Here is a 24,641-nt window from a genome sequence, read left to right as displayed (position 1 = left end):
CACGGCGCCGCCGTCGCCGGCGATCTGCCGCGCCGCGCCGAGCGCTTCCAGCGCGACGCGGCGCAGCCGGCCGTCTTTGCATTCGGCGAAGACTAAACAAGAGATGCTCATCCGATGGGACCTCCTTCATTTCTCCTTAGGGAGAGGGGGAATGGGCAGCTGCTTCGCGTCCGGTTCATATTCATTAGAGCACTTTCGCTTCCTCGCGAAGCAGACGGGCCAGCTCTGCGGCCAGTTCGGCCGGTGTGCCGCCGTTAAGCCGCTTGCCGGCGGAGCGGGGAGGGACCGCTTCGATCGACACTTGCGAAGTGGCGGGAGCAGCAGCGTCCGCGGCCAGATCGCTGCGGCTGACGACGCGCAGCGGCTTGCGTTTCGCCTTCATAATGCCGGGCAGCGACGGATAACGCGGCTCGTTCAATCCTTGCTGTGCCGTCACGAGAGCAGGAATGGGAACCTCGACGGTTGCGGTATCGCCTTCGATGTCGCGGTCGGCGACTAGGTTGCTGCCGTTGATCTCAACTCGAACGGCTGCCGACACATGCGGGATTCCGAGCCGTTCCGCTGTCTGCAAGGCAACGCTGCCCGCGCCCGTATCGACGGCGAACAGCCCGGCGAGAAGCAGGTCTGCCTTCAACGGCCGAATGGCGGCGGCGATCGCGGCAGCGACCGAAGCGCTGTCGTCGTCTGGCGACGGCTCGATGCGCACGGCCTCGTCCGCGCCCATCGCCAAAGCGGTCCGCAGCGCTTCCGCGCTTTGCTCCGGTCCGCAGGCGACCGCCGTTACGGTGCCGCCATGCTTCTCGCGCAAGCGAAGGGCTTCCTCCAGCGCATATTCGTCATACGGGTTGACGATGAGCTTAACGCCGTCCGCGGCTACCCGGCCGCCTTGGACGACGATTTTTTCCTCCGTGTCGAACGTTTGCTTAATGAGCACGACGATGTGCATCTTGTTCGCCTCCTCATGCCGTTTCTTGACCAGGTGTTGCCTGTGATTGTGATTGTGATGCCGATGCCGGTGCCCTCGGCGGGGTTCGTGTCCATCAGTGCTACGATATGTCCATGGCCGATTGATTAGACTAGCGGATGCGTGGCTGCAACAAGTGCATAAAGGCAGCCTTGAAAACACCTTAATCTCGGCGAACCACCGTTCCTATTATTGTTGGCGCCTCGCCGCATCCACCACTACAAGATCCCCAGAGAGTAATATGAATCCTCGCAAGAAATAAGCAAATTCCCTAATTGTACGTCCTGGTGCGCCAGCGACTGCCGCCGACCGCCGACGCATGTTCGCGGTCACGGGCTCATATACTTGAACAACGCGCAGTTGTGAAAGCGCTTCAACAACTTGTCCAATATCGAAGTCGCACTAGGGGGGCGATGCTGCGTTGACAGATGAAATGGTAATCCGGACGGTCAAGTGGCTGCTGTTCGCTGCTGTGTCGGGGACGGCCATCGGCTGGTTTGTGCAGGCGGTGGTGAGGCGAGTCGCGTATATGCGGCTAGGGCGGGGATCCTTTCGTCCGCCGCCTCTGCCTGCCGGTCAAGATCCAGCGGGGGAACCGTTCTCAGACAACCGCATGGAAAGCAGCGGCGGCAAGAAGGCGAAAGGGAACAACAGGACGAAGCCCGCCGGTTTCACTCCAGACGGAAGTGCAGGCGGACAAATTTTCGGCCATCGGAAGCTGCTGCGCGACATTCGAAGCGGCGTAATGCACCTGCTTCTTTTTTACGGCTTCATTGTTTTGCAGTTCGGGGCGCTCGACCTGATCTGGAAAGGGCTCGCAGGCTATTCGCTGCCGTACGCCCGTTTCGGCTGGTTCTCGTATATGCAGGAACTAACGGTAGCGGTTGTTTTTGTCGCGGTGCTGTATGCCGTGTTCCGGCGGTACATTGAGCGGATTGAGCGGCTCAAAAGGGGCTGGAAGCCCGGCATCGTGTCGCTGTTCATCGGCGGCATCTGCGTAACGGTGCTGCTGACGCTCGCGTTCGAACGGATCGCCGAGCCGGCCTCCGTTCCCGGTGAAGCGTACGCGCCAATTTCTTCTGCAGCCGCGGATCTGCTCCAGTCGATAGGGGTAACGCCGGGTACGGCGGAGTCCGGTTACGAATCGGCATGGTGGATGCATCTGTTCGTGCTGCTGGCTTTTCTGGTGTATGTACCGCAATCGAAACATTTTCATCTCTTTACGGCTCCGGTTAACTTGTGGCTGCGCCAAAAAGGGGGCCGGATCGGCCGCTTGGAACCGGTCGATCTCGAGGACGAAACGGCGGAGTCGTTCGGCGTCGGCCGAATCGAGGATTTCCGGCGCAAGCAGCTGCTTGATCTGTATGCCTGCGTCGAGTGCGGGCGATGTACGAACGTCTGCCCGGCGTCGAACACTGGGAAGCTGCTGTCGCCAATGCATTTAATTGTGAAAATGCGTGATCATCTGACGGAAAAGGGCGCCGCCGTTACGAAGCAGAACGCTTACGTTCCTGCATGGGTGTGGGCATCGGGCGGCACTTCGCCGGATACGAGCGTCTCGGACGGAGAGCAGAGCGGTCGGGATCGGCTGCCTGCGGGCAGCTTCCACGTCATGGGCGCATCGGTGCCGATATGGAGCGGAGGGCGCAGCGCGGCCGATACGTCAATCGCCCCGACGATGGAGGCGCAGGCGGAGGCTTGGCAGCGTACGGGAACGCCGGGCGGCGACGCCACGGAGGTCGTGCTTATTGGCGGCGTCATGACGGAATCAGAGTTGTGGTCCTGTACGACATGCCGCAATTGCGAGGACCAGTGCCCGGTAGGCAATGAGCACGTGGACAAAATTATCGACATGCGCCGCCACCTCGTGCTGATGGAAGGGCGTCTGCCCTCGGAAGGGCAACGCGCGATGCAGAACATCGAGCGCCAGGGCAATCCGTGGGGGCTTCCGCGCGCCGACCGCGCCGCTTGGATGGAAGCGTGCGCCGAGCAAACGGGCATTACGGTGGAGACGGTGCAGAGCTTCGAGCAGCGCGGCGAACGTCCGGAATGGGTCGTATGGGCAGGATCGATGGGGGCTTATGACGTTCGCAGCCGCAAGGTGCTGTTCGCTTTCATTCGGCTGCTGGACGCGGCCGGCGTCCGGTTCGCAGCGCTTGGCTCGGAAGAGCGAAATTCCGGCGATACGCCGCGGCGGCTTGGCAACGAGCTGTTATTCCAGGAGCTGTGCAAGGAAAATATCGAGACGCTGGAGAGGTACGGCATCCGCCGGATCGTCACGGCTTGCCCGCATACGTTTCATGCGATGCGCAATGAGTATCCGGATTTCGGCCTTCACCAGGATACCGAAATCGTCCATCATACGGAGCTGCTCGCCAGGCTGCTGGATGAAGGGAAGTTGGTGCCGTCGCACAGCGTCTCGGAGCGAACGGCTTATCACGACTCTTGCTATATGGGGCGCTATAACGGCGCTTATGAGGCGCCGCGCCGAATTCTGCGGGCTATCCCAGGCATGGAGCTGACGGAGATGGAGCGTTCCGGCCGCAACGCAATGTGCTGCGGCGCCGGGGGCGGCATGATGTGGATGGAGGAGCGCGCGGGCGCCCGGGTCAATGTGGCGAGAGTAACGCAGGCGCTGGCTGTCCAGCCGACGGTGATCGGTTCCGGCTGTCCATACTGCTTGACGATGATGGAGGATGGTCTCCGCCAGCTCGAACGCGAAGGCGTTGCTGCGCGGGACGTTGCAGAGCTGCTGGCCGCTTCTGTTTTAGGCGAGACTTAAGTGCTTAGGGGGCAGCAGGCGGACGGATGCACATTGCTTGCAGCCTCTGTGTTAGGTGAGGCCTGAGATCGCAGCAGGCAGCAGGCGGGTGCGGTTTGGACGCCACTGTTTTAGGCGAGGGCTGAGAGTCCAGTAGGCGGACGCGAATGTGTCTGGTGACGGGTGTCGGGTGTGACGGATGTGACAGCAGAAGTGATAGCCGAGAGGTCGGGCTAGCATAGGCAGTGATGCGTGATGCGTGATGCGTGATGCGTGATGCGTGATGCGTGATGTGTGATGCGTGATGTGTGATGCGTAATGCGTAATGCGTAATGCGTAATGCGTAATGCGTAATGCGTAATGCGTGCGTGATGCTCGTGAAATAAGAGTCTCCTAAGGTTACTTAATTTCACGCAGAAGCTATTCCAGTTCATTTAAGCGACGCCAATAGACTCTTATCGCATGATCGAGGCGGCAATTCCTTACCCGTATGCATCATTAAGAGTCTTTTGCAGTCTCCTATTCGGATACTTTGACCTAACCGCGACCGTTAAGCGACCTTTGAGGGCGCTTAATTCAGTTGCACACGACGGACCTCGGTGGATCCGGTACGGTATAGTCCGGCGCGGAGGCTGTTAGTTCGCGGGGACGTAGATCCGACAACCCATCAGCATGAACTCGCACCGACGATGCCATTTTGACTCACTTAAGGGAGGGAATAGCGTGAATCAATCCCACAGACCGATTCGCCGCGCGGCGGTTATCGGTTCGGGTGTTATGGGGGCGGCGATAGCCGGCCATCTCGCGAACTCGGGCATGCGGGTGACGCTGCTCGACATTGCGCCGAAGTCGCTCACGCCGGAAGAGGAGAAGGCGGGGCTGGCGCTTGAGCGTCCCGAGGTGCGCAAACGTCTCGCTGCTGCCGCGATTGAGAAGCTGAAGACGTCGAAGCCGGCGGCACTGTACGATGCGTCATTCGCTAGCCGGATAACACCTGCTTGTCTGGAGGACGACGCGCAGGTGCTGGGCGATGCGGATTGGATTGTCGAGGCGGTAACCGAGCGGGTCGACATTAAGAAGAGCGTTCTGGATACGATCGAGCGGCACCGGGCGCCGGGATCGCTCGTCAGCACGAACACGTCCGGATTGTCGGTGGCATCGCTTGCGGAAGGGAGAAGCGATGATTTTCGGCGGCATTTTATGGCGACGCATTTTTTTAATCCGCCGCGTTATATGAAGCTTGTCGAGATTGTGCCTGCTCCGGATACGGATGTTGACGCACTTGCTGAGCTGACTAGGGTATGCGAGAGGCAGCTTGGCAAAGGCGTTGTCGTGGCGAAGGATACGCCGAACTTCATCGCGAACCGGGTCGGCACTTACGGCATGCTCGTCACGCTGGAGGAGATGGAGCGGTTCGGGCTGACGGTCGAAGAGGCGGATGCGCTGACCGGACCCGCGCTCGGCCGGCCCAAAACCGCGACGTTCCGCATGCTCGACCTTGTCGGACTGGATACGCTGCTCCATGTGGTCGACAACGTGCGGGAGCGGAGCGGCGATCCGGAGGATGCGCTCGTTTTTGCTCGGCCCCCTGTGCTGGAGAGACTTGTTCGCGACGGGCGGTTAGGGGAAAAAAGCGGCCAAGGCTTCTACCACAAACGCCGCGGAGCAAGCGGCAAGAGCGAGATCGAAGCGCTGTCTCTCGTTACGCACGAGTATGGGCCTGCTGCCAAAGTCTCATCGTCCATCATTGACGCATCCAAGGCGGCCAAAGGCGCCGCAGCGAAAGCGCAGGCGCTGCTTTCCGGCGTATGGCAGGCGCCGGTCGCTTGGCCGCCGCGCGGCGAAGCCTCGATCAGCGGAATCGCGAGTCCGTCGGGCGATAAGCAGGCAGATACGCAGGAGGTGGCCGGCCCGAGCAGGGGCGGTGGCGAGCTGACGGAGGATACCGCTGCGTTGCCGCCAACTGCTGGATCTGGCGCTTCAGCCGTCCCGCCGCCGACCGCTACTGTCGCCGATACTGCCGCCGCCGCAGCTGGCGCGCCGTCATCTGCTACTGTCGCCGATACTGCTGCCGCTGTCGTCCCGCCGACTTCCGCTTCCGTCGCCAATGCCGCCGCTTCGCCGCCTTTATCTTCGCTGCCCCGCGATGTCCGCTATACGCTATTCGCTTGGCATTCGCTGAAGCGGACGCTGCTCTATGCCGCGCGTCAAGTCGGCGTCATTGCCGACTCCATCGTCGACATCGACCGGGCGATGGAGTGGGGCTTCAACTGGGAGCTTGGACCGTTCGCGTTGTGGGATGCGCTGGGTGTCGAGCGAACAGTGAAACGGATGAAAGCCGAAGGCGATACGGTGCCGGATTGGGTGGAGCAATGGCTGGCGGACGGCAACCGGTCTTTCTACAAGCAGGAAGGAGTCGTCAGGCTGTACGTATCGGATGGACGCTACCGCGAGACGGAGGAGTCGGATGATACGATTTCGCTTCCGTCGCTCAAGGCGGCGGGGCGCGTCATTCTGAGCAATGCCGGCGCAAGCTTGATCGACCTCGGCGACGAGGTAGCATGCCTTGAATTCCACTCGCAGAATAACGCCATAGGTGCGGATATTTTGAGTGCGATCCGACAGTCGACCGAGGAAGTCGGGCGCAACTGGCGGGGGCTGGTGCTGGCGAATGAAGGACGCAATTTCTGCGTCGGCGCGAATCTGATGCTGCTGCTGATGGAAGCGCAGAACGGCGAGTGGGATGAGGTCGAGGACATCATCCGGATGTTCCAAGGCAGTATGCTCCGGCTCAAAAGAATGGCCCGGCCCGTCGTAGCCGCGCCGCACCGGATGACGCTCGGCGGGGGCGTCGAAGCTTGCTTGCCTGCGGACCGGATCGTGTTCTCGCCGGAGACGTACTTCGGTCTCGTCGAGACCGGCGTCGGGTTAATTCCCGCCGGCGGCGGCTGCAAGGAGGCTGCCATTATGGCGGCATCCCGCATGCAGCCGGTTAACGGAGCCGGCTCGCTGCACGAGCAGCTTGCCGCGCTGTTCGAGACGATCGCGATGGCGAAGACGACGACGAGCGGCCATGAGGCGGCTGCTCTTGGCTTCATGCGTCCGCACGACACGGTCATTACGCGGCAGGACGCCCGTATTGCCGAGGCGAAGCGGGCGGTGTTGGAGCTTGACCGCGCCGGATATGCGGCGCCGGACCCGGGCGCGCGCGTCACGGTTGCCGGCCGAGAGGGCAAAGCGATTCTGCTGCTCGCCGTCGATTCGATGAAGCGCGGCGGTTATATCAGCGTCCATGATGCCCGCATTGCGTCGAAGCTTGCGCATGTACTGGCCGGCGGCGATGCGCATCCGGGAGCGGAAGTAAGCGAGCAATACTTGCTCGATCTGGAGTGCGAGGCGTTTCTCGCGCTGCTGGGCGAGCCGCTGACTCAACAGCGGATGCGCCACATGCTTGAAACCGGCAAGCCGCTCCGGAACTAGGACACTCGGCTCGAATATTCTCTCTAGAAGGAGATGAGCGCATGCCATTCGATAGGGAACGCGATCCCGTCATCGTGTCGGCCGTCCGCACGGCGGTCGGCAAAGCGAAGAGAGGCTCGCTGTCGCAAACGCGAGCCGAAGATCTAGGCCGGGCGGTGCTTCGCGCCGCCATCGACCGGGTACCCGGGCTGTCATCCGGCGACGTCGAGGACGTCATAATCGGCTGCGCAATGCCTGAGGGCGAGCAGGGGCTTAACTTCGCCCGCATCATGTCGCTGTACGCCGGCTTTCCGAACGCGGTGCCGGCTCTAACCGTGAACCGGTTCTGCGCCTCCGGCCTGCAGGCGATCGCTTACGCGGCCGACCGCATCCGGCTCGGCGAGGCGGATGTGATCATCGCAGGCGGCGTCGAGAGCATGAGCCATGTGCCGATGACGGGCTTTCGGCTGTCGCCTCATCCGGCGATCGTCGATGCGATGCCGGAAGCGTATATGGGCATGGGGCATACGGCGGAGGAGGTCGCACGCCGCTATGACGTAAGCCGCGAAGCGCAGGATGCTTTCGCAGCCGCCAGCCATGCGAAGGCGGCTGCCGCGATCGCCGCAGGCAAGTTCAAAGACGAAATCGTGCCTCTGGAAGTATCGCTAGGCTCTGTCGATGCGGGCGGAAGGCCGACGGAGCGCCGGTTTGTTTTTGACACGGACGAAGGGGTAAGGCCGGATACGACGGCGGAGCGGCTGGCGAGACTGAAGCCTTCCTTCGCGCGGGACGGCAAGGTGACGGCGGGCAATGCGTCGCAGATGAGCGACGGAGCGGCGGCGGTCGTCGTCATGAGCCGTGCGCGCGCCAGGCAGCTCGGTGTTAAGCCGTTGGCTGCTTTCCGCTCCTTCGCGGTAGCCGGGGTCGCACCGGAGGTAATGGGTATCGGTCCGATCGAGGCGATACCGAAGGCGGTTGCCCGGGCAGGCATCACGCTCGATCAGGTCGATCTGTTCGAGCTGAACGAGGCGTTCGCCGCGCAATGCGTGCCGATTATCCGCGAGCTGGGTCTTCCGGAAGAAGCGGTCAACGTCAACGGCGGCGCCATTGCGCTTGGCCATCCGCTCGGTTGCACCGGCGCGAAGCTTACCGTGTCGCTGCTCCATGAGCTTCGCCGGAGGGGCGGCCGGTACGGCATCGTCACGATGTGCGTGGGCGGCGGCATGGGGGCCGCAGGCGTATTCGAGGCGGAGCCGACCGTGCAGACGCATATTGCAGCACCGATTAGCGACGAAAGGAGCGTGTTCTAAAATGGCGACGGACCATGCAGCGAGCGGCGGCCGATTCGTCGTGGACGATTCGGCGCCTCAATCGATTGTGACGCCTGAGGATTTAACGGAGGAGCAGCGCATGATGGCGGATGCGGCGAGAGCATTCGTCGAAGGGGAAGTGAAGCCGCGCGACGAGCAGATCGAGAAGCTCGATTATTCGCTGACCGTCCAGCTGATCCGGAAAGCCGGCGAGCTTGGACTGCTCGGTGCCGACGTGCCGGAAGCATACGGAGGGCTCGGGCTTGATAAAGTGAGCACGACGCTGCTGGCGGAGACGATGGCGGAGGCGTCCTCCTTCGCGTTGTCGGTCGGCGCGCACGTCGGCATCGGCACGCTGCCGATCGTCTTCTTCGGCACGCCGGAGCAGAAGGCGCGCTACTTGCCGGACCTTGCTGCCGGCACGCGAATCGCGGCTTACTGCCTGACCGAGCCGGGATCAGGCTCCGACGCGCTCGGCGCGAGGACGACGGCGCGGCTGTCGCCGGACGGCACGCACTACTTGTTGAACGGCTCCAAGCTGTACATTACGAACGCGGCCTTCGCGGATGTGTACATCGTCTATGCAAAAGTGGACGGCGATCATTTCACTGCCTTTATCGTGGAGCGGGGTACACCGGGCTTCACCGTCGGTCCGGAGGAGAAGAAGATGGGCATTAAGGGCTCGTCGACGTGTCCGCTCTTCTTCGAGGATGCACCGGTACCGGTCGCCAACGTGCTTGGCCAGGTGGGCAAAGGCCACTTGATCGCCTTCAACATATTGAATATCGGACGGTTCAAATTAGGCGCGGGCTGCGTTGGCACCGCGAAGGAGACAATCGCGCTTGCAGCTTCGTATTCAGCGTCGCGCAAGCAGTTCGGAAGACCGATCAGCTCGTTTCCGTTGATCGGCGAGAAGCTCGCGGATATGAACATCGCCGCGTTCGTCACCGAAAGCATGGTGTACCGGACGGCTGGGCTGATCGACGAGCGGCTCAGCACCGCTGATCCGAATGCTCCTGACGCGGGAGCACAGGCGGCCAAAGCGATTGCCGAATACGCGCTGGAATGCTCGATCGTGAAGGTGTTCGCGACCGAGGCGCTTGATTTTATCGCGGATGAAGGAGTGCAAATCCACGGCGGCTATGGCTACATCCAAGAGTACAAAATCGAGCGCATATACCGTGATTCGCGGATCAACCGCATTTTCGAAGGGACGAACGAAATTAACCGAATGCTTATTCCCGGCACGCTGATGAAGAAGGCGCTCAAAGGAGAGCTGCCGCTGCTTCGCAAGGCGCGGGCGCTGCAAGAGGAACTGCTGCAGCCGATGCCGCTTCCATCATTCGACGGAGCGCTGAGCAGGGAGACGTACCGGTTGGGCCAAGCGAAGAAGACGTTCCTTGCCGTTGGAGGGCTCGCGGTGCAGAAGCTTGGCCTGCGGCTGGAGCAGGAGCAGGAGGTGCTTGTCGCACTGGCCGATATCATGATCGGCATCTATGCGATGGAAAGCGCGCTGCTGCGCGTCCGGAAGCAGCTGGCCCGCGTCAGCGAGGCGGCGGCCGCTAATGCGGTCGATATGACCGTCGTCTTCGTTCAAGACACGATGGAGCGGATCGAGCGGCTCGCCCGCAAAGCGCTAGCGGCGATTGAACAAGGCGATGCGCTGCAAGTGCAGCTGTCGGTGTTGAAGAAGCTGATGCGAGCGCCGCTTACCGATACGATCGCGATTAAACGGTCGATCGCTGAGAAGGTGAAGGCGGCAGGCCGGTACGTCGTGTAACCGCAAGAGCAACAGCATGCGCCGGAACATGTACAAGTGCATGTGCATGTGCATGTGCATGTGAAGGCCATGCGCAAGTGAGCCCATTGTGAGCGGAAAGGGTGAGGACGATGGAACCGATCGAACCGCGTCCGTGGCTGCGCCATTATCCCGAGGAGGTGGCCGAGACTTGCACCTATCCCGATCTTGCGGTTACCGACCTGCTGTTAGAAACCGAGCGCAAGTACGGCAACCGGCCGGCCGTTTATTTTATGGGCCGGACTTTGACCTACAGCCGGCTGCTGGAGGACGTCCGCCGTATGGCGGACGCTCTTCGGCGGCTAGGCGTTGAGAAAGGAACCCGCGTTGCCATCATGCTGCCGAATTGCCCGCAGGCCGTTATCTCGTACTATGGCGCGCTGTTCGCCGGCGCAATTGTCGTTCAGACGAATCCGCTCTATGTGGAGCGGGAACTTGAGCATCAATTGGCCGACAGCGGCGCGTCCGTCATTATTACGGTTGATTTGCTGTATGCCAGGCTCGCGCGCGTGCGGGGTGAGCATACAGAACTAGGACCTGTGCCCGATCTTCGCGCCGTTATCGTCACATCTATTAAAGATGGGCTTCCTTTTCCGAAAAATATATTGTACCCGCTCAAGCAGCGGAAGGAAGGCTTTCGTCCCAATATCCCGTACGGAAAGCTTGGGGTTCATGCGTATACGCGTCTAATGTCGGATGCGAGGCCTGCAACTTTCCCGGCAGAGATTGACCCAAGCCGCGATCTGGCGCAACTGCAATATACAGGAGGCACGACCGGTCTTGCCAAAGGCGTCATGCTGACTCACCGCAACTTAGTCGCTAACATGGTGCAGACATCGGCTTGGATCTATAAAGCGGAGGACGGCAAGGAGCGGTTTCTCGCTGCGCTGCCGTTGTTTCATGTGTTCGGTCTGACCGTATTGATGAATTTGTCTGTCTATAAAGCGGGAGAGCTTCTGTTGCTGCCCCGGTTCGAAGCCTCACAGGTGCTGAAGACGATCAAGGAGCGCCGCCCGACGCTGTTTCCCGGTGCGCCGACGATGTACGTGGCGCTATTGAACCATCCGGAGGCGGCCAAATTGGACCTGTCCTCGATCGAAGTGTGCATTAGCGGCTCGGCGCCCCTGCCGCTAGAAGTGCAGCAACGGTTCGAGGCGTTGACAGACGGCCGTCTGATCGAAGGGTACGGGTTGACCGAAGCCTCGCCGGTGACGCATGCCAATCCGGTATGGGGAAGGCGCAAGATCGGCACGATCGGACTTCCGTTCCCCGATACGGACTGCGCCATCTTCGATCAGGAGACAGGAGAGCGATTGCCGCCCGGCCGAATCGGAGAGCTGGCCATACGCGGTCCGCAAGTGATGCAAGGGTATTGGAACCGTCCGGCGGAGACGGCTAAGGTGTTGAAGGACGGCTGGTTGTATACGGGCGATCTCGCCACGATGGACGAAGAAGGTTATTTTGCCGTCGTGGACCGGATCAAGGACGTTATAATTGCAGGCGGCTTCAACATCTATCCCCGCGAAGTGGAAGAGGTGCTGTACGAACATCCGGGCGTCCGGGAGGCTGCCGTTATCGGCATTCAGGATGCTTACCGGGGCGAGACGGTCAAAGCGTATATCGTGCCGAAGGACGGCGTCTCGCTGTCCGAGGAGGAGCTGAACCGGTGGTGCCGCGAGCGGCTGGCTTCATTCAAAGTGCCTCATGTATATGAATTCCGAAGCGATCTGCCGAAGACCATCATAGGCAAAGTGCTGAAGCGAAAGCTGCACGAGGAGCTTGAAGAAACACAGTAGAATCAGTGTGTAAGCTCGCAGATGAATAGTCAGATCGACTTTTGTATCTGTCTTCGTTGCATAATTTGCAATGAAATTCAGGTTTTTCGCACTGGCAACAGTCTTCCTTGCAGTCCGTACAATGAAAAATCCGGAAAATCCGCAAAAAGAGCACAATTCGCTGTTTGAAAGAAATTTCCATTGTATAAGATACAATGAAGGCGTAGTGAATGGAGCTTCATTGCCCCGTTCGTTGTATGGAATACAATGAACCGTAATGGCGCATAACCCGCCGAAACAAATTGGGCAACCGATAAGGAGGGACTCCTATTATGATGCCGCCGGAATCAGAAGATTGGGCTCGGATGGAGGAGAAGGCCCGGTCGACTTTCTGGGGGGCGCTCGGCTGCGAGATTGAGAGCGCAGAGCCGGGTAAAGCGGTCGTTCGGCTTTACTGCGAGGAGCGCCATTTGAATATGGCGGGGCTTGTTCACGGCGGCGTGCTGGCGTCGCTTATGGACAACGCGATGGGGTTGGCTGTGATGCTCGCATTTCCCGGAGAATTGCTCGTCACGGCGCAGCTGAACATTCATTATTTGGCCTCATCGACAGGCGGCCCTCTGCGCTGCGAAGCCTCGATGGTTCACCGTTCCAAGAGGACGGCGACGATGCAGGGACACATATACGGAGATGACGGCAGTCTGCTCGCTTGGGCTAGCAGCGCGTTCCGAATCGCAGGCTCAAATGCAATCAAAACGTAACATTTAGAAGGGTTCCGATCTGTTGAAAGGGGCGGTTTTTTTCGTTATACTTAACTTTATATGGAAAAACGGTTGTGAGGGGGCGTCAGAATGGTTGAAGGTTGGGTGACTACCCTTGTTGTCGTTTTTGGCGTAGCCGTGGCCGTTGTCGGCGTTGTCGCATATCTGCGAATGTTCAGGAAAGGCGCAGGTGCTGCAACATACCGTTCGACAGCAGGCGACAATAATTCCCGGCCATCTGCCCCCTCCCAGCTAACGGATGCGCCTATTTTGACGGATGATGGAGATCGAAATTTGTAGAGTAAAATTTGTTAATTTTTATATATGGAACCGTTTTAATTTGTGTATTCCCTTTTATAGCTAACTGCCAGATGGTATAATAGTAAGAAAAGTTCAAATTGTTTTGCATTTTTTTGACCGTGGGAGCCGCTGTAATCCACCCTGGATGGATTAGCGGGTGCCGTGCCGCCTTCCGTAATCGTACCGTGAAGTTTGAGGATAACCATCCAACGCTTAGGGGGGAGATTTCATGGCCAAGCATAGCCAGAATGAAGTCAAGGAAAGCCTGAAAGAGCTCACGCGAATTTTCCAGCCGAAAGATCCGCGCAAATTTGTGAAGGACTACATTCGCAAATATCGGATAACAGGTGGTTACGAAGAAGAATTGACGATGCTGGTGGAAGACGAGCTCGGCAAGCTGAACTCCTCGGTCGGTTGAACAGTCGATGAATAGAAGATCGTATAACAGCCTTACTCCTGAATACAGGGGTAAGGCTTTTTTCTATTACTCATGGATATTGGAAAGGTTGGTTAACTTAATACTGTTTGTTACTGACGACCAGTTGCTTGGGGGTGTGCCAATCTGATTGAACTGAAGGCGATAACGAAAGTGTACCGGTCGCGCGCAGGGGTAACGGAAGCGATTCGCGGAATCGACCTGCATGTACGGAGCGGTGAAATATTCGGCGTCATCGGCCATTCCGGCGCGGGCAAAAGTACGCTGCTGCGCTGCGTCAACCTGCTGGAGAGACCGACGACGGGCTCCGTCACAGTCGGCGGCGTAGAGCTGACGAAGCTTAGCGCGAGACAGCTGCAGCGGCAGCGAAGGCGGATCGGCATCATTTTTCAACATTTCAATCTGCTCTCGACGGCGACGGTCCGCGATAATATTGCGTTTCCGCTACGGCTGGCCAAGCGTCCCCGCTCCGAAATTCGTGCCCGGGTCGACGAAATGATTAAGATGGTCGGTCTGGAAGGACACGGGGACAAATATCCGTCGCAGCTGTCCGGCGGTCAGAAGCAGCGTGTCGGCATCGCCCGGGCGCTGGCGAATAAGCCGGAAGTGCTGCTGTGCGATGAGGCGACATCGGCGCTAGATCCGCAGACGACGGAATCGATACTGTCGCTACTGCTAAGCATTAACGAGAAGCTGGGCTTGACGATTATGCTCATCACGCATGAGATGAACGTCATCCGCTCGATATGCGACCGGGTGGCGGTCATCGATGATGGCGTTATTGTGGAGTCGGGCGAAGTGATCGACGTATTCCTTCATCCGCAGCAACGGATTACGCAGGAGTTCGTCGCGCAATCGGGCGATGCTTCGGACGAATTCACATCAGGACTGGACGGCGCCCGCAGAGGCAGGTTGCTCCGTGTCCGGTTCAAAGGCGAGATGACCTACGAGCCCGTATTGTTCGAAGCCGTGAAGGAGACGGGGGCTGTATTCTCGATTCTGCAGGGCACAGTGTCGCGGATGAAGAGAGTGCCGTACGGCCATTTGCTTGTCGACGTACGCGGCAGCAACATGGACATGGACCGGATCGTGGAGCGGCTGCGGACGGAAGGGATCGAGGCGGAGGTGCTGTCATAATGTTCGGTAATTTTAGCAATGTAAGGCCGGACGAACTGCGCGAGGCCGCCTACGCTACACTGCGGATGCTTGGGCTTTCAATCATGTTTACGGTGGTGCTCGGGCTGTTGATCGGGATCCTTCTGTTTCTTACTTCACGGGGCCAATTGCTGAGCCAGCCAGTGGTATACGGCGTTCTCTCGTTCGTCGTCAACGTGCTTCGTTCCGTTCCGTTTGTGATTCTGATGATTTCGATCATGCCGTTCACGAAATGGCTGACCGGCACTTCGATTGGCGTCGAAGGCTCCATACCTCCCCTCGTCGTAGCCGCTGCGCCGTTCTTCGCGCGGCTGGTGGAGACGTCGCTTCGCGAGGTTGACCGCGGCGTTATCGAGGCTGCGCAGGCGATGGGAGCTTCAAGCTGGAGCATCGTCCGCCGCGTGCTGATCCGGGAAGCGGGCGGAGGCCTGTTGGCCGGCGTTACGATTACCGCGGTAACGCTTGTCTCTTATACGGCGATGTCAGGCGTCATCGGCGGCGGCGGACTTGGCGATCTAGCGCTGCGTTACGGCTATCAGCGGTTTCAGACGGACGTCATGTTCGTCACGGTCGTGCTGCTCGTCCTTCTCGTGCAACTGCTGCAGTCGATCGGTGATCTGCTCGTCCGGCGGATCAGCCGCAAGTAAAGCAAGAAGAGTCATGGATTCACTCATATCATGAAGCGGAGGTTGTATGTAATGAAGCGAATGGTTTGGGACAGACGATGGGTGGCATTCGCTGCGGTGCTGGTGCTTGTCATCGGTTTGACTTCGGCATGCGGCGAGAAGAAGACGAATGAGAATAACGAAGAGAATAACGGAACCGCGGGCGAGACGCCGGCGAGAGTGGTGCTCAAGGTCGGTGCGACGCCGGTTCCGCATGCGGAAATTTTGAAAGAGGTCCAGCCTGTTCTCCAGGCGCAAGGCGTCGATCTGCAGATCGTCGAGTTCAACGACTATGTGCAGCCGAACGTGCAAGTGTACGAGAAGCAGTTGGACGCCAACTTTTTTCAACATACGCCCTATTTGGACCAGTTCAATAAAGACAAGGGGTACGATTTGGTCAAAGTAACAGGTGTGCATATTGAGCCATTGGGAGCGTACTCCAAAAAGATTCTGCAAATCAGCGAGTTGAAAGACGGCGCCTCCGTCGCGATTCCGAACGATCCGTCTAACGGCGGACGGGCGCTGGTGCTGTTGGAGAAGAACGGTCTGCTGAAGCTGAAGGAAGGCGTCGGCGTGAATGCGATCGTACCGGATATAATTGATAATCCGAAAAACTTGAAGATCAAAGAATTGGAGGCGGCGACGCTGCCCCGCGTGCTCGATGAGGTAGCGATGGCGGTCATTAACACGAACTACGCGCTGGAGGCCGATCTGGTACCGACGAAGGATGCGTTGTTCCTGGAAGGCAAAGATTCCCCTTACGTCAATATTCTTGTGTCCAGGCCGGACAACAAGGACAGCGATGCGATGCAGAAGCTGGCCCAGGCACTGAACAGCGAGCAAGTCCGGATCTTTATCGAGCAAAAATATAGCGGAGCCGTCGTCCCGGCATTCTAGTACACTCGGGGATCCGCCAGCGGTACAGCAGCTGTTGATAGGTGCCATTGGACACTGATTTCGCCCGCTTTTTCCGAACGTTCATCACTTGCTTCCATGTTCTGATCTTTATTCACAACGAATAAATTAGACATGAAGACCGACGGGAGTGATGGACGCGATGGAAAGAAAGACGCAGGAAGAGATTCGCCGAATCGCCAAAGCGGGACGCGTCGTGGCCGAATGCCACCGGGCTATCGCCAGCCGCATTGCACCCGGAGTGACCACGCTTGAAATCGACCGTTTCGTTGAACGATTCATGCGTGAACGCGGAGCAACGCCAGCGCAGATCGGGTATAAAGGTTACCCGTTCGCGACATGCGCCTCCGTCAACGATGTGGTATGCCATGGGTTCCCGGACGCCGAGCCGCTCGAAGAGGGCGACATCGTCACGATCGACATGGTAGCGGACGTCGAGGGTTGGAAAGCGGACTCGGCATGGACGTATGCGATCGGCAAGACGACGCCGCGCGTGAAACGTCTGCTGCGGGCGACCCGGTCCGCATTGGACAGGGCGATCAAGCAGGCCGTACCGGGCAAGCGTCTGGGCGACATCGGACATGCGGTTAAATCCAGTGCAGAGGAAGCGGGATTCAATGTCGTCACGACTTTTGTCGGACATGGGATCGGGAGAGAAATTCATGAGCTGCCGCATGTCGAGAACAACGGGCGCCCTGGCAAAGGGCTGCTGCTGAAGCCTGGAATGGTCATTACGATCGAACCGATACTGACGACCGGCTCGGCTGACATCTGGATCGGGCAGGACGGCTGGACCGCACGGACGCAGGACGGTGCTTTGGCCGCACAGTTCGAACATACGGTAGCGGTGACGGAACGCGGCCCCGCCGTGCTGACGGATTGGTGAACGATTAGGGAACAGCATGGGAAGCGTACTGACGAGAGGCAAAGCTGAAGACCTTGCTCGAGGTGCAGGAATGCACCGGGGGAAGCTGGATTTTGTCGGCAGGCGCCTTCTTGGAACGGAATAGAGTGAACAAGAGCCGTCTCGATGGAGACGGTTTTTGTTTGTGTCTCAAGGGGAAGAGCGGGGGTGCGGTGAGGGGGAAGCGTTAATCGTGCTTGTATGCGCTTGTTCGTTACGTGTCTGTTGTTGAGTGACTATTGTTGTGAGTCTATTGTTGCGTTTCTGTTGTTGAGTGCGAGCAGGCTTTCAGGTTGGTTGGTTTCATATGAAGCATGAAGGGGAAAAGGGCGGTGGTTTGATTAGTCGGCGTCCGACCTCGCACCGGGAGGCGCTCGCGGTGTAGAAATGCGTTGGTCGAGGACTTTCATTGCATACTGTACAATCAAACGCGCTTAAAGAAAGGTGTGTCTGCGGCCTCGTTGTATTCTATACAACGGAAATATGACAAAGACTCCGGATTCCCGTCATTTTGGCTGCTATCCTTGTTAATCCATTGTACGAAGTACAACGAGCTATAGCTTGCGATATTAAAGGCTGGATTTCGTTGTACGGAGTACAATGAAGCCTAGCTGTTCGTGAGCTGCAGCTCCGTATGGCGAAGCGCAGCTGTTAATGGGCGGCCACTCCGATGGCGAAGCCCAGCTGTGCGAGAACTGTAGCTCCGTATGACGAAGCCCAGTTGTGCGTGAACTGCACTCCGTAGGCAACAGTTTTACAAGCGGGCGCATGTGTGCGAAGACTCCAATGTTGTTTCTGCCAGCTCTTGTCTAGCCGCACTCCTTTAATTTTTACTGATGCTGTTGGAAGTGTGGAGGTATTTGGAATATTGTGCAGAATTAATGCTCTTGAATGTCGAATATTTCTACATCAGGGGGAGCAACGATGCAGGAACAGCCTAAGGAATGTCCAGCATGCGGTCTGACGTTGACGGTTAATTCGGGGTTTACGGTATGGTGCACAAGCTGCGAATGGAACATCGATCCCGATGGAACAAGCAGAAAGAATCAGTTGGGGGAGCGAATGGCAAGGAAGCTAGGCGTACGTTGGACGGAATCGCTGTATAACAACATGGCTTATGAATTAGGTGCTCCGACGGCAACCTGGTTGAGAGTCGTGTCCTATTCGGCAGCGGCATTTTATTATGTGCTGTTCTTATATTTGATGGTGTACGGCCTATATCTGCTTCTCTTTTTTCAGTCTGTATTCGGGCTGCTGCTGGGAATCGCAATGCCGCTGTTCGGCTTCTTCATGCGGCCGTTCGGTCGTCGCAAAGGTTCTCCGCTTCGACTCAGCCGTCAGGATTATCCTGCGATTTACGAATGGGTTGATACCTTATCCGAGACTATGGATGCGCGGCCCGTACAAGAAGTTCACTACAACGACAGTTTCAATGCATCGTATTACGAAAATATATGGGGAGGCAGCCGGACGCTTACGATCGGAATGCCGCTTCTGTCGATTCTATCCGAGGATGAAATGCAGGCATTGCTTGGCCATGAGCTCGGTCATAATCGGCACCGGGATCTTGCGAAGCACCGGTTTACGTTATTCGCACTGTCCGGTTTGGGCCGACTTTATTACGAGCTAATACCGAAGACTGACTGGAGCGAATGGTTCGGACCCATTCATCATCTTAATGTAGCAGTTCGCCGGCTCTTGCGGTACATCGTGTTCGCATTCTATAGCGTTATCGGACTAGCGGTTTGGTTGGACAGGCAAAAGGCCGAGTATCGTGCGGACGAAGCGGGAGCAGAGGCTGGCGGTGTACGTGCCTCAGTATCGCTGCTTCAGAAGCTTCATTACAGCGAAACGTTCTACCGTTCGACCGAACGTATCGTTCATTATGCTTACCGTGCTAACATTTATGATGAGTTCCGCGAACGGATTCGATATTTGCCGGAGTTGGAGACGGAGCGGATTAAGCGGTTGATGGAACGCGCAAGCACGAGTGTTGATGCCTCGCACCCGCCGACCTCCTACCGCATTCGGCATTTGGAGCGGAGGCCGAACATCGAAGGGGCAACTCGCTTAGCGTTGTCCGCTGGCTGGAGAGAACAGTTTAAAGAAGAGCTTGCCCGGCTTGAGCAGTCCAGCTCGAAGAGGGTGTTGGACGGATGGCGCAGCCACTTGTATAGTTAGTCGCTTAACAAGGTTGACGCGGCGCCTAGTCGTCTTTACTATGGAAAGTAGCGAGAAAGTGCTTTCTATTTCGAAATAACAGATGAAAAGGTGCGTATTGCTATGAAGAAAATAACAACGTTGCAACAATTATCAGCTTCCGGCGTCGTCGCCGTGCTCCGTGCGGATTCTGCTGAAGAAGTCGTAGAGATGGCACGCCAAGCGATCACAGGCGGCATCAAGGCTATAGAGATTACGATGACCGTGCCGTTCGCGCTTCGGGCGATCGAACAGCTGGCATCGGAATATTCGTGCGAGGTCGATCCAAGCTCCGAGAAGTTCGCGATTATCGGCGTCGGCACTGTGCTTGATCCGGAGACGGCGCGCATGGCGATTCTGGCAGGCGCTCAGTACGTCGTGGCTCCTGCGTTCAACGCGGATACGATCAAAATGTGCAACCGTTATGGGATCCCGGTCATGCCTGGCGCGGTCACGATTCATGAGATTCAAAGCGCGCTCGAACTCGGCGTCGATATCGTGAAGCTGTTCCCGGGCAACCTGTTCTCGCCAAGCATTATCGGCGCGATCAAAGGTCCGCTTCCGCAAGCGAACTTGATGCCTACCGGCGGCGTATCGCTGGACAACTTGAAAGATTGGATCAAAGCAGGCGCTGTCGCAGTCGGCATCGGCTCCGATCTGACGAAGGAAGCGTCCAAGACAGGCGACTTGTCGTCTATCGCCCGCAAAGCGGCAGAGTACATGGAAGCATACCGGAACGCGAAAGCGTAAGCCTAACGGCTGTTCTCGGATATAAATTCAGGTTTAGAATAATCGGCTAACCGATCTCATGATGAGACGGGGGCCGATTTTTTTTGTCCAATAAGCAGAAAGTTCAAAAGAAACTGTCGAAAGAAAGAGCGGAGCGGCTGACGGGACAGGATTATTTTGATAGCAAAAGATGTGCGATTTGCTACAATTCTGAACTTTTTGTTACAAAATCATCCAGTGCTTAATCGTAAAATGAGTAGGTCTTATATAGGAAAATTGACGCATTATGTCGAATCGAGACGATTGCTTTGTCGAATGGAAAATGGCTCTCATCCATCGCCGTTGTGCGATTTTATGCTATAGGACTAAAGTCGCACTAATTTTTGTGAAAAGTAGCTGGAAACGATTGACGGGGGTCGAGAGGTATGGTTAAATGTACACATCGAAACTGTTACAGAGTGACGCAATTTGTGTACAACACCAACAATTTTACTAGGACTCTAGTTCAGGCTGAGGTGAGGCTATGCGAGAGGTTCGCAAGAGAATTGGTGATCTGCTTGTTGAGGCAGGCGTCATTACAGATGCTCAACTGACGCAGGCGCTATCCCAGCAGCGTGAGCTCAAGATGCGGTTAGGCGACGTTCTAATCACGCAAGGCTACATTTCTCAGCAGCAATTCATCGAAGTGCTGGAGTTTCAGCTCGGTATTCCTCATGTCCAGCTATACCGCCAGAAGATTGACCAGAAAGTCATTCAACTTATCCCCCACAAGATGGCCGAACAGCATTCCGTACTCCCGCTGCGCGTGGACGGCAACAAGCTGATTCTAGCTATGGCCGACCCGCTCGATTATTTCGCTATAGACGAAATTCGTATTCTGACCGGACTTCGGGTTGAAGCGGTCATTGCATCCCAAGAAGAATTGCTGCGTGCGATTACAAGGTATTACGGCCTGCAGGGCAGCATCGAGCAAATCGCCACCCGAATGCAGGAAACCCAAGAGGAAGAAGTGCTTCAGACCGCGCAAAATGACGATTCTCCGGTTGTGAAGACCGTCAATCAGATCATTATGCAAGCTGTACATATGCTCGCAAGCGACATTCATTTCGATCCGCAGGACGACGGCATGCGCATCCGGTACCGGATCGACGGCGTGATGCGGATGGAACGGACGCTGCCGATCGGCATGATGCCGGTCATTACGGCCCGGATCAAAATTATGGCCAACCTGAACGTCGCGGAGCGAAGGCTGCCGCAGGACGGCAGGGTCGAACTTGATCTGGACCTTCGCAAAATCGATATTCGCGTCTCGACGCTCCCGACGCTGCACGGCGAGAAAATCGTTATGCGCGTGCTCGACATGAGCGGATCGCTCGCAGAGATCAATCAACTCGGCTTCTCCGAACCGAACCGGCTTGCCTTCGTTAATGGCATCAGCCGGGCACACGGCGTAGTGTTGCTGACAGGACCGACGGGCAGCGGCAAGACGACGACGCTGTATTCCGCACTATCCCATCTGAACCGCGACGATGTGAACATCATCACGGTTGAAGACCCGGTCGAATATCATCTGACCGGTATCAATCAGGTGCAGGTCAATTCGGTGACAGGGCTCACGTTCGCGAAGGGACTTCGTTCGATTTTGCGGCAGGACCCGAACGTCGTCATGGTGGGCGAAATCCGCGACACGGAAACGGCGGAAATCGTCGTCCGCGCCGCCATGACGGGGCATTTGGTGCTGAGTACGCTTCATACGAACAACGCGGTTAATGCGATTAACCGGTTGATGGATATGGGCGTAGAGCCGTTTCTTATCTCATCGGCGGTCAGCTGTATCGTTGCGCAGCGGCTTGTCCGGCGCATATGCCCGTACTGCAAGGAAAGTTACGAGCCTGAACACAGTGAGGCGGAGCAGTTGCGTAAGCACGGCATTCACGCGAAGCAGTTATACCGGGGTAAGGGCTGCGGCGAATGCGGCCGGACAGGCTATAAAGGCCGACTGCCGATTCACGAAGTGCTGACGGTCGACCGGGGGCTGCGGACGCTTATTTTGCAGAAGGGCTCGGATCAAGATTATGCGGATTACGCGATGGAACACGGCTTAATTCCGATTATCGCGGACGGTTTGCGCAAGGCGGCTGAAGGACATACGACGATAGGAGAGGTGTTCCGCGTAATCGGAAGAGAGGCGTAGGAGAGGGCAATAGGAGGGCAAGTGATGAATTGGAGCATGGAGGAGCTGCTGCGGCAGGCCCATGACAACAACGTGTCGGATATTCATATGACCGCCAAATCGCCGATCATATTTCGAATACGCGGAGAGCTTCAAGCAGAAGGCCAACTGCCGCTGGAACCGGAGCATACGGAGGCGGCAGCCCGGTATCTCATGACAGAAGAGCAATTCGAAGCCTATGACCGCTCGGGCGATATCGATTTCGCTTATTCGCTCGAAGGCAAGCGGCGTTTCCGGGTTAACGTCTACCGTCAGAGCGGCGCCGTTGCACTGGCGATTCGCCCGATCGGCTCTTCCATTCCGGGGATGGGACAGCTAGGGTTGCCGGGTGTTGCCGAACGTCTCATCATGAAGCGGCAAGGGCTGCTGCTCGTCACAGGACCGACCGGCAGCGGCAAATCAACGACGCTCGCGTCGATGATCGGCCGAATCAATGAGACGTTCAGCGGCCATATCGTAACGCTGGAGGATCCGATCGAGTACGTGCATCCGCACCGCAATTGTATCGTTAATCAGCGTGAGATCGGCTCGGACACGCAGTCATTCGCAAGCGGCCTCCGTTCGGCGCTGCGTCAGGACCCGGACGTCATTCTCGTCGGCGAGATGAGAGATTTGGATACGATCCGAACGGCCATTACGGCAGCGGAGACGGGACATCTCGTGCTGGCGACGCTCCATACGGAAGGAGCGTCGCAGGCGGTGGACCGGATGATTGACGTATTCCCGGCGGAGCAGCAGCAGCAGATCCGGTACCAGTTGAGCAGTACGCTGGTCGGCGTCATCGCACAGCGCCTTCTGCCTGCGGCGGACGGGACGAGCATGACGGCGGCATTCGAAGTGCTCGTCAATACGCCTGCTATCGCCAATTTGATTCGATCGAACAAAGGGCACCAGCTTCGGTCGGCCATTCAGACGGGCGGAACAGATGGCATGCAGACGATGGATTCGGCGATTCGCCGGTTAGTGGCATCCGGTATGGTGACGACACAGACAGCGAGACGGTTTCTGGATGGACTGAATACTGGAGACCAGCAGAGGTGGGAGTGATAAGGCATGCCGAAATACGGCTACAAGGCGGTTAATTCGGCAGGCCATGCTTTCTCGGGCGTGCTGGAGGGCGCGACGGACCGGCAGGTTGCTGAGCAACTGAAGCAGCAGGGGCTGTGGGTGACGAAGCTCGTTAATCATGATAAAAGCATCCTGCACCGGGACTTGTCGCTTTCCATTGGCGGCGGACCGAAGGTAAAGCTAGAGCCGTTCACCGTATTTTGCAGACAGCTTGCGGTGATGTACAGGGCCGGGATCAGGCTAGTGGACGCGGTCGGCATGCTGAGCGAGCATGCTCCGTCGAAGCCGTTCCGCTCTGTGCTGGCCGACATTGCTGAGCAGCTCAGCGACGGCAAGCAGTTCTCCGCTGCGGCGGCGTCTCATCCGTCGGTGTTCAGCCCGATTTTTATTAATATGACGAAGGCCGGAGAGATGAGCGGAACGCTCGACGAGATGCTGGAGCGGCTCGCGGTCTACTACGAGAAAGAGAACAAGACGAAGAAGAAGGTGCAGTCGGCGCTGGTCTATCCGGCGATTATGTCGGTCGTCACGGTTGCCGTCGTAATCTTCATGATGATATTCGTTGTACCGAGGTATGTTCAGACGTTCCGGGATATGGGGATTGAGCTGCCGCTTTCTACGAGGATCGTCATCGCGGCTAGCGATTTCGTCAGCGGTTACTGGTATATAGTCCTTGCATCGCTGTTCCTGCCGAAGCTTATTACGGCGATGATACGCCGAACGGATGGCGGAGGAACAAGGCTTGATTATATCAAGTTGAAGGTTCCTGTCTTCGGCAAGCTGTGGCACAAGCAGGCATTGGCGAGATTCAGCCGTACGTTCGGATCGCTGTTCGCGGCAGGCGTACCTATAATGGAGAGCTTAACGCTTGTGTCGCAGGTTGTAGCGAATGAGGCTATCGGCAGCGTCATCAACCGTGTGAAGGATGGCGTCATGAAGGGTGATACGTTGTCCGAGCCGCTGCGGCGCAGCAAGCTGTTCCCGCCGATGCTCGTACAAATGATGACCGTCGGCGAGCAGACCGGCGCGCTCGATGGCATGCTGAACAAAATCGCTGATTTCTACGAAGACGACGTCGACGCGATGGCAGACAGGCTGAAGTCGCTGCTCGAGCCGATTATGATTCTAATCATTGCGGGCATCGTAGGAGTTATTGTGCTCGCCGTCATGACGCCGACGTTCAAGTTGATGCAGGAGATGTAAGAGATG

General features: G+C 57.6%; 18 protein-coding genes. 17 read left to right on the top strand and 1 reads right to left on the bottom strand.

Translation table 11 applies throughout. The annotated features are described in order from the left end of the window. Positions 1–184: 184 nt before the first annotated feature. Positions 185–946, bottom strand: coding sequence for an electron transfer flavoprotein subunit beta/FixA family protein (locus PKO01S_RS19710; RefSeq protein WP_127533156.1), 762 nt, complete (start codon positions 944–946; stop codon positions 185–187). Positions 947–1,397: 451 nt separating this feature from the next. Between PKO01S_RS19710 and PKO01S_RS19705 the strand changes: the two genes are divergently transcribed. The 17 genes from PKO01S_RS19705 to PKO01S_RS19625 all read left to right on the top strand — a co-directional run bounded on the left by PKO01S_RS19705 (position 1,398) and on the right by PKO01S_RS19625 (position 24,635). Then, positions 1,398–3,746: a (Fe-S)-binding protein gene (locus PKO01S_RS19705; protein WP_127533160.1), complete on the top strand. Its 2,349-nt coding sequence runs from the start codon at positions 1,398–1,400 to the stop codon at positions 3,744–3,746. 702 nt (positions 3,747–4,448) lie between these two features. Next, a complete protein-coding gene (locus tag PKO01S_RS19700) occupies positions 4,449–7,205 on the top strand; it encodes a 3-hydroxyacyl-CoA dehydrogenase/enoyl-CoA hydratase family protein (protein WP_246070647.1) in 2,757 nt (918 codons plus the stop codon). 41 nt (positions 7,206–7,246) lie between these two features. After that, positions 7,247–8,494 (top strand): acetyl-CoA C-acyltransferase, encoded by a 1,248-nt coding sequence (locus PKO01S_RS19695; protein ID WP_127533154.1) that lies wholly within the window; start codon positions 7,247–7,249, stop codon positions 8,492–8,494. A gap of 1 nt (position 8,495) precedes the next feature. Further along, on the top strand, positions 8,496–10,274 hold the full coding sequence (locus PKO01S_RS19690) for an acyl-CoA dehydrogenase family protein (RefSeq protein WP_127533153.1): 1,779 nt from the start codon (positions 8,496–8,498) through the stop codon (positions 10,272–10,274). Positions 10,275–10,384: 110 nt separating this feature from the next. After that, positions 10,385–12,088 (top strand): long-chain-fatty-acid--CoA ligase, encoded by a 1,704-nt coding sequence (locus tag PKO01S_RS19685; RefSeq protein ID WP_127533152.1) that lies wholly within the window; start codon positions 10,385–10,387, stop codon positions 12,086–12,088. A 311-nt stretch (positions 12,089–12,399) separates the two neighbouring features. Beyond that, positions 12,400–12,828 (top strand): PaaI family thioesterase, encoded by a 429-nt coding sequence (locus PKO01S_RS19680; RefSeq protein ID WP_127533151.1) that lies wholly within the window; start codon positions 12,400–12,402, stop codon positions 12,826–12,828. A 90-nt stretch (positions 12,829–12,918) separates the two neighbouring features. Then, positions 12,919–13,128 carry a hypothetical protein gene (locus PKO01S_RS19675; protein WP_127533150.1) on the top strand — a complete coding sequence of 70 codons (210 nt, stop codon included), beginning with the start codon at positions 12,919–12,921 and terminating at the stop codon, positions 13,126–13,128. 229 nt (positions 13,129–13,357) lie between these two features. Then, positions 13,358–13,546 carry a hypothetical protein gene (locus PKO01S_RS19670; RefSeq protein WP_006038752.1) on the top strand — a complete coding sequence of 63 codons (189 nt, stop codon included), beginning with the start codon at positions 13,358–13,360 and terminating at the stop codon, positions 13,544–13,546. A 144-nt stretch (positions 13,547–13,690) separates the two neighbouring features. Continuing rightward, a complete protein-coding gene (locus tag PKO01S_RS19665; protein WP_127533149.1) occupies positions 13,691–14,701 on the top strand; it encodes a methionine ABC transporter ATP-binding protein in 1,011 nt (336 codons plus the stop codon). Then, the gene (locus PKO01S_RS19660) at positions 14,701–15,366 is read left to right on the top strand and encodes a methionine ABC transporter permease (RefSeq protein WP_127533148.1); all 666 of its coding nucleotides are present in this window, start codon (positions 14,701–14,703) and stop codon (positions 15,364–15,366) included. The genes PKO01S_RS19665 and PKO01S_RS19660 overlap by 1 nt, the downstream gene beginning before the upstream one ends. 51 nt (positions 15,367–15,417) lie before the next feature. Then, positions 15,418–16,281: a MetQ/NlpA family ABC transporter substrate-binding protein gene (locus tag PKO01S_RS19655; RefSeq protein WP_246070646.1), complete on the top strand. Its 864-nt coding sequence runs from the start codon at positions 15,418–15,420 to the stop codon at positions 16,279–16,281. 160 nt (positions 16,282–16,441) lie between these two features. Beyond that, positions 16,442–17,185: a type I methionyl aminopeptidase gene (gene map, locus PKO01S_RS19650; protein WP_127533147.1), complete on the top strand. Its 744-nt coding sequence runs from the start codon at positions 16,442–16,444 to the stop codon at positions 17,183–17,185. Between the two features lie 942 nt (positions 17,186–18,127). Further along, complete coding sequence (locus tag PKO01S_RS19645) at positions 18,128–19,384, top strand: M48 family metalloprotease (protein ID WP_164779677.1); 1,257 nt, start codon at positions 18,128–18,130, stop codon at positions 19,382–19,384. Positions 19,385–19,486: 102 nt separating this feature from the next. Then, positions 19,487–20,152, top strand: a complete 666-nt coding sequence (locus tag PKO01S_RS19640) for a bifunctional 2-keto-4-hydroxyglutarate aldolase/2-keto-3-deoxy-6-phosphogluconate aldolase (protein ID WP_127533145.1) — start codon at positions 19,487–19,489, stop codon at positions 20,150–20,152. Positions 20,153–20,654: 502 nt separating this feature from the next. Continuing rightward, positions 20,655–22,325, top strand: coding sequence for a GspE/PulE family protein (locus tag PKO01S_RS19635; protein ID WP_127533144.1), 1,671 nt, complete (start codon positions 20,655–20,657; stop codon positions 22,323–22,325). Positions 22,326–22,349: 24 nt separating this feature from the next. Next, positions 22,350–23,411, top strand: coding sequence for a type IV pilus twitching motility protein PilT (locus PKO01S_RS19630; protein WP_127533143.1), 1,062 nt, complete (start codon positions 22,350–22,352; stop codon positions 23,409–23,411). A 6-nt stretch (positions 23,412–23,417) separates the two neighbouring features. Next, a complete protein-coding gene (locus PKO01S_RS19625; protein ID WP_127533142.1) occupies positions 23,418–24,635 on the top strand; it encodes a type II secretion system F family protein in 1,218 nt (405 codons plus the stop codon). The last annotated feature ends 6 nt before the right edge of the window (positions 24,636–24,641 follow it).

Source organism: Paenibacillus kobensis NBRC 15729 (assembly GCF_004000825.1).
In the GTDB taxonomy this organism is placed as follows: domain Bacteria; phylum Bacillota; class Bacilli; order Paenibacillales; family Paenibacillaceae; genus Paenibacillus_T; species Paenibacillus_T kobensis.
The sequence above is the reverse complement of the archived record's forward strand: the minus strand, read 5'-3'. Positions and strand labels throughout refer to the sequence as shown.